Below are 13,062 nucleotides of genomic sequence, written 5' to 3' on the forward strand. Positions count from 1 at the left end.
CCTGGACTCCTGGCCTTGTGGGGGTGGCGAGAGCTGGGCATCAGTGCTGACCCGTCCCGGCCCGCGTACGGGCAGGGCGGGATCGTGGTGGCCGGGCCAGAGCTCTCACTGAGCGCGTCATGCCCGCGGTGCGGGGCACCGCGCCAGGCCACCGCCGGGAATGCTAGCGAACAGTAAACTTTCCTACCAGTCCTTCAACTCCCTTTAATCCGCACCGAATTCAGCCCTCGCACACCCGTTTGCACCCGTCGGCGCGAGGGCATGAAAAACGGCTTCGGGCCGACGGTTTCCGCACCGTCGGCCCGAAGCCGTCCACACCCGTCGCCCCGAGGCCGCTCACGCCTGCCGGACCGGAACCACCCCCGCCCGGCGGGCCGGAACCACTCCCGCCCGCCGGGTCGGACCGGCCCCGGTCACAGCACCGGCAGCAGGTTCTTCAGCTCGAAGGCGGTGACCTCGCTGCGGTACTCCTCCCACTCCTGCTTCTTGTTGCGCAGGAAGAAGTCGAAGACGTGTTCGCCCAGCGTCTCGGCGACCAGTTCGCTCTTCTCCATCAGCGAGATCGCCTCGCCCAGGTTCTGCGGCAGCGGCTCGATGCCCATCGCGCGGCGTTCCGCGTCGGACAGCGCCCAGACGTCGTCGTCGGCGCCGGCCGGGAGTTCGTAGCTCTCCTCGATGCCCTTGAGGCCCGCGGCCAGGAGCACCGCGTACGTCAGGTAGGGGTTGGCGCCGGAGTCGATGGAGCGGACCTCGACGCGGGAGGAGCCGGTCTTGCCGGGCTTGTACATCGGGACGCGGATGAGGGCGGAGCGGTTGTTGTGGCCCCAGCAGATGTACGAGGGGGCCTCGCCGCCGGCGCCCGCGGCGCGGGAGGAGCCGCCCCAGATGCGCTTGTAGGAGTTGACCCACTGGTTGGTGACGGCGGAGATCTCCGCGGCGTGGGTGAGCAGCCCGGCGATGAAGGAGCGGCCGACCTTGGACAGTTGGTACTCGGCGCCCGACTCGTAGAAGGCGTTGCGGTCGCCCTCGAAGAGGGAGAGGTGGGTGTGCATGCCCGAACCGGGGTACTCCGAGAACGGCTTCGGCATGAACGTCGCCTGCACGCCCTGCTCCAGCGCGACCTGCTTCATCACCAGGCGGAAGGTCATGATGTTGTCGGCGGTGGAGAGCGCGTCCGCGTACCGCAGGTCGATCTCCTGCTGGCCGGGGGCGCCCTCGTGGTGGCTGAACTCGACCGAGATGCCCATGGATTCGAGCATGGTGATCGCCTGGCGGCGGAAGTCCATGCCGACGTTCTGCGGGGTGTGGTCGAAGTAGCCGGAACTGTCGGCGGGGGTGGGGCGGCTGCCGTCGACCGGCTTGTCCTTGAGCAGGAAGAACTCGATCTCCGGGTGGGTGTAGAAGGTGAAGCCCAGGTCGGAGGTCTTGGCGAGGATGCGCTTGAGGACGTAGCGCGGGTCGGCGAAGGACGGCGAGCCGTCCGGCATGAGGATGTCGCAGAACATCCGGGCCGTGCCGGGGGCCTCCGCGCGCCAGGGCAGGATCTGGAACGTTCCCGGGTCCGGCTTGGCGATCATGTCGGACTCGTACACCCGGGCGAAGCCCTCGATGGCCGAGCCGTCGAAACCGATCCCCTCGTCGAACGCCTGCTCCAGCTCGGCGGGGGCGACGGCGACGGACTTGAGGTAGCCGAGGACATCGGTGAACCACAGCCGTACGAAGCGGATGTCGCGCTCCTCAAGCGTCCTGAGGACGAATTCCTGCTGCTTGTCCATAGCCACATCCTTGCAGTTCAGACGGTCCGTGCACCACCGCCCGGGGTAGGGAGGAACTCCAGTATCACGACCCGGGATTTCACCCAGATTACGCACACGACGTGAGATGGAGCACCCGGCCACCCACTACGATCGGCGGCCGTGGCACGCGCGGGGCGGAGCGGCTTCGCAACGGCCCCGCACGCGCCCGTTCCCATGATCGACAGCCGCCCCCGCCCCCTTCCCAGAAGGATCTGACGCCATGAGCTTCGTTCCCGGGCCCCACCCGCAGCAGCCGCACGACGCCCACCGCGCGCGGCAGCGCCGCGACCGCGCCCTGGCCATAGGGCTGAGCGTGCTCGTCGTCGCGGGCCTGGTCGGTTTCGGCTCGTACCTGGTGCTGAACACGTCCGAGGCGTCGGAGCAGAAGCAGGGGGCCGTGGCCGGGGCCGAGGACGGCAAGGCGCCCGCGGAGGGTCAGCAGGGGAAGCCGGACGACGGCCCGATCGAGGGACTGCGGACGTGGGACGCGGAGAAGCTGACCCGCGACCACGTCACCACCCCCGTCACGTACCCGATGAAGCCCCCGGTCGGGGGTGACCACAACCCCGTTTGGATGAACTGCGACGGCGAGGTGTACGAGAAGGCGATCCCCGACGTGAACGCCGTGCACTCGCTGGAGCACGGCTCCGTCTGGGTGACGTACACCGGCGAGGCGCCGGCAGCCGACGTGGCGAAGCTCGCCGAACGGGTCGGCAGGACGCCGTACTCGCTGATGAGCCCGTACGAGGGCCAGAGCGGGACGATCATGCTGAGTGCCTGGGGCAACCAGCTGACGGTGGACGGCGCCGACGATCCGCGGGTCGGCCAGTTCTTCGAGAAGTTCGTGCAAGGGCCGCAGACGCCCGAGCCCGGTGCGACGTGCTCGGGCGGGCTGGGGACGCCGTGACCGCCCCACGGCCCGGCCGGCGCGTCCGGTGGGCGGTGGGCTCCGTCGCGGCGCTCGCCCTGTTGTGCGCGGGGGCGGCGACGGTCGCCGCCGCGCGGGACGACGGGGCGCGGCACCCGGGACACCACGCCACCGCCGGTGCTCCGGGCACGCCCGCGACGGACTCGGCGGACGCCGGTTTCGCCCGCGACATGGCGGTCCACCACCAGCAGGCCGTGGAGATGTCCTTCGTCGTGCGCGACCGCACGCGGGACGAGGAGGTGCGCCTGCTCGCGTACGACATCGCCAACACGCAGGCCAACCAGCGCGGCATGCTGCTCGGCTGGCTGGACCTGTGGGAGCTGCCGAGGACGACGGCCGGGCAGGAGCCGATGGGCTGGATGACGGGCGGCGGGCACGAGGGGCACGCGAGGAACGGCGCGGCTGGGGGCACGGGGACCGCCGGTCACCGGGCCCACGACGGACCGCTCATGCCCGGCATGGCCACCAGGGCCGAACTGGCCCGGCTCCGCACGGCGAGCGGCAGGGCGGCCGAGGTCCTGTACCTCCAACTGATGACCGACCACCACAAGGGCGGCGTCGACATGGCCCGCGGCTGCGCCCGGCTGTGCACGGTGAAGGCGGAGAAGCGGCTCGCCCGCGGAATGGTCGCCGCCCAGCAGTCCGAGCTGGACGCGATGGCCGACATGCTGAAAGCACGCGGGGCCGGACCCCGGTCCTGAGGGGCTCCCCGCCGCCGGCCCCCGCCCGGGCCCGGCGGCGGTCGCGTGCCCGACTCCGGCCCCGCGTCCAAGTCCGGCCCCATCCCCTTCACGCGCTCGAACAGGCATGAGCGGTCGCGTACTCCCAACGGGCGTATGACGATGGAATCACTCGGGGTCGTACAGCATGCCCACGGCACTCAGGAGGAAGCCCTCATGACCACCGCCAAGGACATCATGCACACCGGGGCCATGTGGATCCCCGCGCACGAGACGCTCGACCGGGCCGCGCAGCTGATGCGTGACCACAAGGTCGGTGCGCTGCCCATCTCGGCCAACGGCGAGCAGGACCGGATGATCGGCATCCTCACGGACCGCGACATCGTGGTCGGCTGTGTGGCGATGGGCCACGATCCGTCGAAGATGACCGCGGGCGACCTCGCCCAGGGCACCCCGCGCTGGATCGACGCGGAGGCCGGGGTGGAGGAGATTCTGGAGGAGATGCAGAGCCACCAGATCAAGCGGCTTCCGGTGGTCGAGAACAAGACCCTGATCGGCATGATCAGCGAGGCCGACCTGGCGCGGCACCTCACCGACGAGCAGATCGCCGGGTGGGCGGAGAAGGTCTACGCGCGCGGCTGACCGGCCCCCGCGGACTCCGGCCCGACGACAACCCGATCGACAACCCGACCGACGACAGACCGACGGCAATCCGACAACAGCCCGGCCACGGTCCGTCGCCCCCTCGCCCGGGGAGGTGACGGACCGTTTCGGTGCCCGCCCGCCCCGGGTCCGTCCTCCGCCCCGTCAGGCTCGGAACCATTGGGGCGATACGTTTCCGCACGCCTCCGTGTTCCTCCGCGCGCGAGTGATACCCGGCGGGGGTAGGGTGCTCGGCATGACCCTGAGTGGATGTGCGACGTACGGACAGTTGTCCCTGTTCGTCTCGCTGCTCATCGGGATCGCCCACCTCCTCGGGTGCGTCCCGACGCGGTTCACTCCGGTGGCCGGTCCGGTACCGCGTCCGGCCCCGGTCCGTCCCGCCCCGTTGTCGGTGCTGCGCATATAGAGGGGGCGCCTCCCCCCTCCCCCAGCAGACCGGAATACCGACAACACCCCGAGGTGCCCTCTCGTCATGCGCACTCCCCCCACCCGACGCGCCGTGCTCGGCGCCGCTGTCGCCACCGTCGGCACAGCAGTGCTGACCTCCTGTTCCACTGACGGCGACACCGCCGTCGGCGGCAAGAAGACCACCGGCACGAACCCCGGTGGCACGAGCCACGGCAGCGCGAACGCCGGTGGCCCGAGCCACGGCGGCGTGAACCACGGGGCCGCCCCCGGCCGGAAGCCCCAGGGCGAGTACGTCTCCCCCGACGGGGAGGAGGTCGCACGGGCCGAGGCCCGGCGGGGCTCCGGCCCCGTGCGGAAGGTCCATCTCGTCGCCACCCCGTCCCGGCTCGACGTGGGCGGTCTCGTCGTCGGCTCCTGGGCGTACGAGGCCCGGCTGCCCGGCAAGGAGCTCCGGGTCACGACCGGCGACACCCTGGCCCTCACCCTCGCCAACCACCTCCCGCACGACACCTCGCTGCACTGGCACGGCCTCAACGTGCGCAACGACATGGACGGGGTGCCCGACCTGACCCAGCCGCCCATCAAGGTCGGCGCGGAGTTCTCCTACCGGTTCACCGTGCCGCACGCGGGCACGTACTGGTTCCACCCGCACACGGGCGTCCAGCAGGACCGCGGACTGTACGCGCCGCTGATCGTCGAGGACCCGAAGGAGCCCCTCACGTACGACAAGGAGTGGGTCGTCGTCCTCGACGACTGGGTCGACGGGGTGGACGGTTCGACCCCGGACTCGGTGCTCGACGAGCTCAGCGGCGGCAGGGGCGGCATGGACCACGGCGGCGGCAGCCACGGAGCGCCCGCCGCCGCCTCAGGAGCCTCAGGAGCCTCGGGAGCCGCCGGGTCCGGCAAGGGCCCCGAGTCCGCCCGGCGCCGTTCCGGCCCCTCCCGGCTGAAGCGGGGCACCTACAGCAAGCTGCTGAACAGCCACGGGGGCGACGTCGCCTACCCGCACTACCTGATCAACGGCCGCATCCCGAAGTCCCCCACCTCCTTCACCGCCAGGCCGGGCGACCGGATCCGGCTGCGCATCATCAACGCGGGCGGCGACACCGCGTTCCGCGTCGCGCTCGGCGGGCACCGGATGACGATCACCCACACCGACGGCTACCCGGTCCGGCACACCACGACGGACGCCCTGCTGCTGGGCATGGGCGAGCGCTACGACGTGCTCGTCACCGCCAAGGACGGGGTGTTCCCGCTGACCGCGCTCGCCGAGGGCAAGGGCGCCTCGGCCCTGGCCCTGCTCCGCACCGGGAAGGGCAGGGCGCCCACCGCGCCCGTCCGGCCCGATGAGCTGTACGGGAAGCTGGTGCAGGCGTACGACCTGGACCCGGACGAGTCCTCGACCCTGTCCCGGCGCGAGCCCGACCGGGTCCTCCGGTACCGGCTGACCGGCAGCATGAAGAAGTACGACTGGGCCTTCGACCACAAGCCGTACGACCCGCAGCGGCGCCGCGCGGTGCGGGAGGGCGAGCGGGTCAGGCTGGAGTTCTTCAACGTCACGGAGATGTGGCACCCCATCCACCTGCACGGGCACTCCTTCGGCCTCGTGGGACCGGCGGGGCCCGCGCACCGGGCCACCCGGCGCGGCCGGACCAACTGGGCACGCAAGGACACCGCGATCATCCGGCCGAACAGCTCGCTGGCCGTGGAGTTCGACGCGGACAACCCGGGGCTGTGGATGCTCCACTGCCACAACATCTACCACTCGGACGTGGGCATGATGACGGTCCTCGGCTACCGCCGCTGACCGGCCCGCCGCCCCGTTCCCGGTGGGCCGCGGGCCCGGTCCCACGGCCCACCGGGACATCGCGTCAATCAGACGATTACACTGGTGCGCGTGCCTCAACTACGCCTCGCACTGAATCAGATCGACTCGACCGTCGGTGACCTCGCCACAAACGCCGAGGCGGTCGTCCGCTGGACCCGGCACTCCGCCGAACAGGGCGCCCATCTGGTGGCGTTCCCCGAGATGATGCTGACCGGGTACCCCGTCGAGGACCTGGCCCTGCGCCCGTCCTTCGTCGAGGCCTCGCGCCGGGCGCTGCGGGCGCTCGCCGTCCGGCTCGACGAGGAGGGGTTCGGGGAGCTGCCGGTCGTCGTCGGCTACCTGGACCGTTCCGAGACGGACCAGCCCCGGTACGGCCAGCCCGCCGGTTCCCCGCAGAACGCCGCCGCGGTGCTGCACCGCGGGCGGGTCGCGCTGACCTTCGCCAAGCACCACCTCCCCAACTACGGCGTCTTCGACGAGTTCCGGTACTTCGTGCCGGGCGACTCGATGCCGGTCGTGCGGGTCCACGGCGTCGATGTGGCGCTCGCGATCTGCGAGGACCTCTGGCAGGACGGCGGCCGGGTGCCCGCGGCCCGCGCCGCCGGCGCCGGGCTGCTGCTGTCGATCAACGCCTCGCCGTACGAGCGGGACAAGGACGACACCCGGCTGGAGCTGGTCCGCAAGCGGGCCCAGGAGGCCGGCTGCACCACCGCGTACCTGGCGATGATCGGCGGCCAGGACGAGCTGGTCTTCGACGGCGACTCGATCGTCGTCGACCGGGACGGCGAAGTGATCGCCCGCGCCCCGCAGTTCGCCGAGGGCAGTGTCGTCCTCGACCTGGATCTGCCGGCGGCCTCCGCCGAGCCGCCGTCCGGCGTCGTGAACGACGGGCTGCGGATCGACCACGTGGTGCTCTCCGAGGAACCCCTCCCGGCGTACCCGGCGGAGCTGGCCGGAGGGTACGCCGAGCGGCTGGACGACGACGAGGAGCTGTACTCGGCTCTGGTCGTGGGCCTGCGCGCGTACGCCGCGAAGAACGGGTTCAGCAGTGTGCTGATCGGGCTCTCCGGCGGCATCGACTCGGCGCTGGTCGCCGCGATCGCCTGCGACGCGCTGGGGGCGCAGAACGTGTACGGCATCTCGATGCCGTCGAAGTACTCCTCGGAGCACTCCAAGGGCGACGCGGCCGAACTGGCCCGCCGCACCGGGCTGAACTTCCGCACGGTGCCGATCGAGCCGATGTTCGACGCGTACATGGGTGCGCTGGGGCTCACCGGCCTGGCCGAGGAGAACCTCCAGTCCCGGCTGCGCGGCACGATGCTGATGGCCGTGTCCAACCAGGAGGGCCAGATCGTCCTCACACCGGGCAACAAGTCCGAGCTGGCGGTCGGTTACTCGACGCTGTACGGCGACTCGGTCGGGGCGTACGGCCCGATCAAGGACGTCTACAAGACGTCGGTCTTCCGCCTCGCGAAGTGGCGCAACCGGGCCGCGGAGGAACGCGGGCAGATCCCGCCGATCCCGGAGGCCTCCATCACCAAGCCGCCCAGCGCCGAACTGCGCCCGGACCAGGTGGACACGGACTCGCTGCCCGACTACGACGTGCTGGACCGGATCCTGGAGCTGTACGTCGACCGGGACCGGGGCCTGGACGAGATCGTCGCGGCCGGGTTCGACGAGGAGCTGGTGGCGAAGACCCTGCGGATGGTGGACACCGCGGAGTACAAGCGCCGGCAGTACCCGCCGGGCACGAAGATCTCTCCGAAGGGCTTCGGCAAGGACCGCCGCCTCCCGATCACCAACCGGTGGCGCGAGTCGCGCTGAGCGACGGGAACACGAACGGCTGTGACCCGGGAGCTTCCGCGCCCCGGGTCACAGTCGTACCCGGGCCGCGATCGGCAGGTGGTCGCTGGCGGTCCTGTCGAGCGTCCATGACGACACCGGTTCGACGCCCTTCACCAGGATCTGGTCGATCCGCGCCATCGGGAACGAGGCCGGCCAGCTGAAGCCGAAGCCGTCGCCGGCGGCGCCCTGGGTGGAGCGCATCTGGGCGGTGACCGCGTTCAGCGCGCGGTCGTTCATCGTGCCGTTGAGGTCGCCGAGCAGGACCACCTTGTCGAGCGATTCGCGGGCGATGGCCTCGCCCAGGGCGTCCACGCTGTTGTCGCGCTGGTTGGCGGTGAATCCGGCGTGCAGCTTGACCCGTACGGACGGCAGGTGGGCCACGTAGACGGCGACCTTCCCCTTCGGCGTCGTGACGGTGGAGCGCATCGCCCGGGTCCAGCCCATCTTGATGTCGACCGGACGGGTCTGGCTCATCGGGTACTTGCTCCACAGGCCGACGGTCCCCTGCACCGCGTGGTACGGGAAGCGCTCGGCGAGTGCCGCCTCGTACGCCGACACCTTGCCGCTCGGCAGCTCCTCCAGGGCGAGGACGTCGGCTCCGGAGTCCGCGACGTGCCGGGCGGTGCCCGCGGGGTCGGGGTTGTCGGCGTTGACGTTGTGGGTGGCCACGGTGAGGTCGCCGCCGGTGCCCGACTTGTCGGTGAGCAGGCCGCCGAAGGCGTTGAGCCAGACCACGACCGGCAGCAGGAGGGCGATCAGCGCGGTCGCCGAGCGGCGCACCAGGGCCAGGACCAGCAGCAGCGGGATGAAGACGGCGCACCAGGGCAGGAACGTCTCGGAGAGGCTGCCCAGGTTGCCGATGGCGTTCGGGATCTCGGAGTGGAGGGCCATCACGAGGGTGAGCAGGACCGAACACAGGGCGAGGAGGATGCCGCGCCGCCAGATGCCCCGGTCGCCGGTCAGCCTGTCGCGCAGGGCCCGCAGCCGTGCTCCCGGCCCGCCGGGAACCGGGCCCGGCCCCGATCCCCGCTCCGGCTCCGGTTCCGCACGGTCGTTCCCGGTGTCCGCTCCGTACGCCTGCACCATCGCGCTGTCCTCACTGCCTTGCCCTGCATGTCGCCGCGCCCACGACCCTAGGCGATGGGCGGCGCGTTTCCTGCCGTTCGCGACGGCCGTACTGCCACGAGGACGAAGGGGGGGGTCCGACGGGTTCCGGCCGGGCGGACTCCGTCCGGGCTTGTGACACAACAATCGCATTCGGGCAGGTGGGTCCGGGGCCGGGCGCGGGCCCAACGGGGGCGGGAGGTTCAGTCCCCGGCGGACGGGCGAGGGGCCAGGCCCTCGACCAGGAACCGGACGATGTGGTCGGCGAGGTCATCGGGCAGCGGCGCGTCGGGCCGGTGGACGGCGCGTACGAGCATGGGCCCCAGGAACAGGTCGTTCATCAGCTCCACGTCCAGGTCAGCGCGGAGTTCACCGGCGTCGACCGCGCGCCGCACCGCGGCCAGCATGGCGGCGCGGCGCGGGGCGATGACGGTGCAGTTGTACTCCTCCCACAGTTTGGGGTGGCTCTTCATCTGCGCGAAGACGTTGTGCAGCAGGGCCGAGGAGCGCCGGGCCAGGCCGCAGCCGCGGACCGACTCCAGCAGCAGCCGCAGGTCGGCGAGGCCGGCGGTGCCGGAGACCACGGGTTCCGGCAGCTCGATGTCGCGCAGGACGTCGACGAAGAGCTCCTCCTTGTCGCTCCAGCGCCGGTAGATCGTCGCCTTGCCGACGCCCGCGGTCCGGGCTATCCGCTCGATGGACAGGCTGCCGAGCGGTTCGCCCGCCTCCAGCAGTCCGGCGACGGCGTCCAGGATCGCCCGTTCGGCCGCCGCGCTGCGTGGCCGGCCCCGTCGGGGTTCCGGGTCCTTCCGGGACGGACGATTCCGTTCCTCTTCCTGCGTCCGCACGTCGTTCCACCTCTCACCACGCCCTCCGACCGCCGTCCCGATTCTCGCCGACGGCGGCGGCGCTCCTGTCGGCCGCCCCCGGGGCCGGGGTCGCCGGGCCCGGGGGCGAACTTCCTCAGCTTCTCGGGGCCGTCCTCCTCACCGGTCCGCCCCCGCCGCGCGCACCGGCCGGCCGCCCTTCCCGGAGCCGCCGGGCTGCTGTCCCGCGGGCGGTTTCCCCGGCAGGAACAGGGCCACCACGAGGGCGCCCACCAGTGCGATGGTGGCCGAGCCGATGGCGGTGACGTGCATGGCCTTCAGGAACGCGTCGTTCGCGGCGTCGATCAGCGGGGCGCCCGCCGGGCCCATCCGGTCCGCCACGCCGAGCGTCGCCTCGATCGACTCCCCCGCCGCCTCCCGGAGACCGGGCGGGAGCGCGCCGAGGTGCCCCTCGATGTCGCCCCGGTAGACGGTGGACAGCACCGAGCCGAGCACGGCGACCCCGAGCGCCCCGCCGACCTGCCGGAACGTGTTGTTCACCGCCGAGCCGGAACCGGCCTTCTCACGGGGCAGCGCCTGCATCACGGAGACCGTGACCGGCGTCATCACGTGCGCCATGCCCGTGCCCTGCACGAAGAGGAGCAGGCACAGCACCCAGACCGGCGTGGTCTCGTCGAACAGCGCGAACGCCGCGAGCCCGATCGCCACCAGCAACATGCCGACGGTGCACACGGCACGGGCGCCGAAGCGGTCGACGAGCAGCCGGGCCCGCGGTGCGAAGATCATCTGGGTGGCGGCCAGCGGCAGGAGCATCAGGCCCGACTCCAGCGCGCTCCAGCCGCGCACGCTCTGCATGTAGAAGGCGGAGAAGAAGGTCACCCCCATCAGCGCGAAGAAGACCAGCCCTATGGCGGCCACGGCCGCGGCGAACGACGGCTCCTTGAAGTACGAGACGTCCATGGCCGGGTGGGTGCTGCGCTTCTCGTGCCGGACGAACCCGACCAGGACCAGCAGACCGCCGGCGATCGGCAGCAGCACGGTGGCGTCGGTGAAGTCGGCGAGTTCGCCGCCGCGGATGATGCCGTACACCAGCAGGACCAGTCCGACGATGGAGAGCAGCACGCCGATCGGGTCGATCCGGCCCGGCCTCGGGTCCTTGGAGTCCGGCACCAGCAGCACCATCGCGATCAGCGCCACGATCACCACGGGCACGTTGACCAGGAAGATCGAGCCCCACCAGAAGTGTTCGAGCAGCAGCCCGCCGGTGATCGGGCCGATCGCGATGGCGAGTCCGACGCTGCCGGCCCATATCCCGATGGCCCGGGGCTGCTCGTCGCGCTCGAAGACGTTCATCAGCACCGCGAGCGTGGCGGGCATGACGAAGGCGGCGCCGAAGCCCATCAGGGCGCGCCAGGTGATCAGCTCGGCCGGCGAGCCCGACATGGCGGCCAGGGCGGAGCCGACGCCGAAGAGCAGGATGCCGAAGAGCAGCACCTTCTTGCGGCCGATGCGGTCGCCGAGCAGGCCCGCGGTGAACAGGAGCCCGGCGAACACGAGCGTGTAGGAGTTGATCGCCCACTCCAACTCGCTCTGGGTGGCCCCCAGTCCGGTGGGTGCGGGGCCGGCGATGGTCTTGACCGCGACGTTCAGGATCGAGTTGTCCAGCACCACGATGAGCAGACTGAACATCAGAACGACGAGGATCGCCCAACGGCGGCGGTGGACCGCCTCCGGGACCTGGGGCACGGCGGTGCGAGCGCCGGACGGTATTGACATGCCAGGAGCCTAACCCGTTTCGATACGAGACCGTCTCGTATTGGAAAGACTTTTACGACAAGAGTTTTTTCGACCGGGTCTTGAGCCCGCGTCCGCTGCCCCACTTCCCGCGAAGGGGCACGGGATGCCACCATGGAACCGGTCCGGGGACGCCGTGAGGGCGCCTCGAGATGACGAAGGAGCCCACAGCAATGTCGCTTCAGGCTGCGCGGAACCAGTCCGCGAACATTCCCGCGGAAACCTCCGCGAACACCCCCGCGAACACCCCCGCAGGAACCCCTGCGAACACCTCTGCGGGAGCCCCCGCCGACAGCAGCAAGGCGCTGTACGGAGGGAAGAGCACCCGCCGCATCTCCGTCCACGACATCGCCGCCGCCACCGGGCGCGGCGAGAAGTGGCCGATGCTCACCGCCTACGACGCGATGACCGCGTCCGTCTTCGACGAGGCCGGCATCCCGGTCATGCTCGTCGGCGACTCCATGGGCAACTGCCACCTCGGCTACGAGACCACCGTGCCCGTCACGATGGACGAGATCGCGATCCTCTCCGCCGCCGTCGTACGGGGCACCCGGCGCGCCCTGATCGTGGCGGACCTGCCCTTCGGGTCGTACCAGGAGGGCCCCGTCCAGGCCCTGCGCAACGCGACCCGGCTGATCAAGGAGTCCGGGGTCGGCGCGGTCAAGCTGGAGGGCGGTGAACGCAGCCACGAGCAGATCAAGTTGCTCGTGAACGCCGGGATCCCGGTCATGGCCCACATCGGCCTGACCCCGCAGTCCGTCAACGCGATGGGCTACCGGGTGCAGGGGCGCGGCGAGGAGGCCGCCCAGCAGTTGCTGCGCGACGCCAAGGCCGTGCAGGACGCGGGCGCCTTCGCCGTCGTCCTGGAGCTGGTGCCGGCCGAGCTGGCCGCCGAGGTCACCCGCACCCTGCACATCCCGACCGTCGGCATCGGGGCCGGTCCCGACACGGACGCCCAGGTGCTGGTCTACACGGACATGGTCGGGCTGACCGGTGGCAAGGTGCCGCGCTTCACCAAGCAGTACGCGAACCTGCGCAAGGTGCTGGGCGACGCCGCGAAGGAGTTCGCCGAGGAGGTCGTGGGAGGCGCCTTCCCGGCCGCCGAGCACACCTTCCACTAGGCCCCCTGCCGGGCTCCGGGCCGGGACGCGTTCCGGCCCGGAGCCCGGTGCCCCGCGAAAGGCCCGGT

11 protein-coding genes are annotated in these 13,062 nt (G+C 71.2%); 7 read left to right on the forward strand and 4 right to left on the reverse strand.

Features of this window, described 5'->3' with window-relative positions; genetic code table 11:
- Nucleotides 1-413 precede the first annotated feature (413 nt).
- The gene (gene glnA2 / locus OCT49_RS08560; protein ID WP_148834680.1) at nt 414-1,775 is read right to left on the reverse strand and encodes a gamma-glutamylpolyamine synthetase GlnA2; all 1,362 of its coding nucleotides are present in this window, start codon (nt 1,773-1,775) and stop codon (nt 414-416) included.
- Between the two features lie 241 nt (nt 1,776-2,016).
- On the opposite strand from glnA2, the gene OCT49_RS08565 reads away from it, so the two are divergent.
- From OCT49_RS08565 to OCT49_RS08590, 6 genes are all read left to right on the forward strand, one after another.
- Nucleotides 2,017-2,703, forward strand: a complete 687-nt coding sequence (locus OCT49_RS08565) for a thioredoxin-like domain-containing protein (RefSeq protein WP_283851289.1) — start codon at nt 2,017-2,019, stop codon at nt 2,701-2,703.
- Nucleotides 2,700-3,425 (forward strand): DUF305 domain-containing protein, encoded by a 726-nt coding sequence (locus OCT49_RS08570; protein ID WP_283851290.1) that lies wholly within the window; start codon nt 2,700-2,702, stop codon nt 3,423-3,425. The genes OCT49_RS08565 and OCT49_RS08570 overlap by 4 nt, the downstream gene beginning before the upstream one ends.
- 195 nt (nt 3,426-3,620) lie before the next feature.
- A complete protein-coding gene (locus tag OCT49_RS08575) occupies nt 3,621-4,046 on the forward strand; it encodes a CBS domain-containing protein (protein WP_283851291.1) in 426 nt (141 codons plus the stop codon).
- Nucleotides 4,047-4,302: 256 nt separating this feature from the next.
- Nucleotides 4,303-4,473, forward strand: a complete 171-nt coding sequence (locus tag OCT49_RS08580; protein ID WP_283851292.1) for a hypothetical protein — start codon at nt 4,303-4,305, stop codon at nt 4,471-4,473.
- A gap of 66 nt (nt 4,474-4,539) precedes the next feature.
- Complete coding sequence (locus OCT49_RS08585; protein ID WP_283851293.1) at nt 4,540-6,282, forward strand: multicopper oxidase domain-containing protein; 1,743 nt, start codon at nt 4,540-4,542, stop codon at nt 6,280-6,282.
- A gap of 90 nt (nt 6,283-6,372) precedes the next feature.
- Complete coding sequence (locus OCT49_RS08590) at nt 6,373-8,127, forward strand: NAD+ synthase (protein WP_283851294.1); 1,755 nt, start codon at nt 6,373-6,375, stop codon at nt 8,125-8,127.
- 48 nt (nt 8,128-8,175) lie between these two features.
- Here OCT49_RS08590 and OCT49_RS08595 read toward each other — a convergent pair whose 3' ends face one another.
- The 3 genes from OCT49_RS08595 to OCT49_RS08605 form a co-directional block, all read right to left on the reverse strand.
- A complete protein-coding gene (locus tag OCT49_RS08595; RefSeq protein ID WP_283851295.1) occupies nt 8,176-9,234 on the reverse strand; it encodes an endonuclease/exonuclease/phosphatase family protein in 1,059 nt (352 codons plus the stop codon).
- Nucleotides 9,235-9,455: 221 nt separating this feature from the next.
- Entirely contained in the window at nt 9,456-10,100 is a 645-nt protein-coding gene (locus OCT49_RS08600) for a TetR/AcrR family transcriptional regulator (protein WP_283851296.1), read from the reverse strand.
- A gap of 138 nt (nt 10,101-10,238) precedes the next feature.
- A complete protein-coding gene (locus OCT49_RS08605; RefSeq protein ID WP_283851297.1) occupies nt 10,239-11,855 on the reverse strand; it encodes an MFS transporter in 1,617 nt (538 codons plus the stop codon).
- A 191-nt stretch (nt 11,856-12,046) separates the two neighbouring features.
- On the opposite strand from OCT49_RS08605, the gene panB reads away from it, so the two are divergent.
- The gene (panB, locus tag OCT49_RS08610) at nt 12,047-12,994 is read left to right on the forward strand and encodes a 3-methyl-2-oxobutanoate hydroxymethyltransferase (protein WP_283851298.1); all 948 of its coding nucleotides are present in this window, start codon (nt 12,047-12,049) and stop codon (nt 12,992-12,994) included.
- Nucleotides 12,995-13,062 lie beyond the last annotated feature (68 nt).

This window comes from Streptomyces sp. ML-6, assembly GCF_030116705.1.
In the GTDB taxonomy this organism is placed as follows: Bacteria; Actinomycetota; Actinomycetes; order Streptomycetales; family Streptomycetaceae; genus Streptomyces.

Bases quoted from the DNA above. Each gene is read 5' to 3' on its own strand.
- OCT49_RS08565 (WP_283851289.1), top strand. From the start codon at position 2,017: ATGAGCTTCGTTCCCGGGCCCCACCCGCAGCAGCCGCACGACGCCCAC.
- OCT49_RS08595 (WP_283851295.1), bottom strand. From the start codon at position 9,234: ATGGTGCAGGCGTACGGAGCGGACACCGGGAACGACCGTGCGGAACCG.
- OCT49_RS08575 (WP_283851291.1), top strand. From the start codon at position 3,621: ATGACCACCGCCAAGGACATCATGCACACCGGGGCCATGTGGATCCCC.
- OCT49_RS08580 (WP_283851292.1), top strand. From the start codon at position 4,303: ATGACCCTGAGTGGATGTGCGACGTACGGACAGTTGTCCCTGTTCGTC.
- glnA2 (WP_148834680.1), bottom strand. From the start codon at position 1,775: ATGGACAAGCAGCAGGAATTCGTCCTCAGGACGCTTGAGGAGCGCGAC.
- OCT49_RS08585 (WP_283851293.1), top strand. From the start codon at position 4,540: ATGCGCACTCCCCCCACCCGACGCGCCGTGCTCGGCGCCGCTGTCGCC.
- OCT49_RS08605 (WP_283851297.1), bottom strand. From the start codon at position 11,855: ATGTCAATACCGTCCGGCGCTCGCACCGCCGTGCCCCAGGTCCCGGAG.
- panB (WP_283851298.1), top strand. From the start codon at position 12,047: ATGTCGCTTCAGGCTGCGCGGAACCAGTCCGCGAACATTCCCGCGGAA.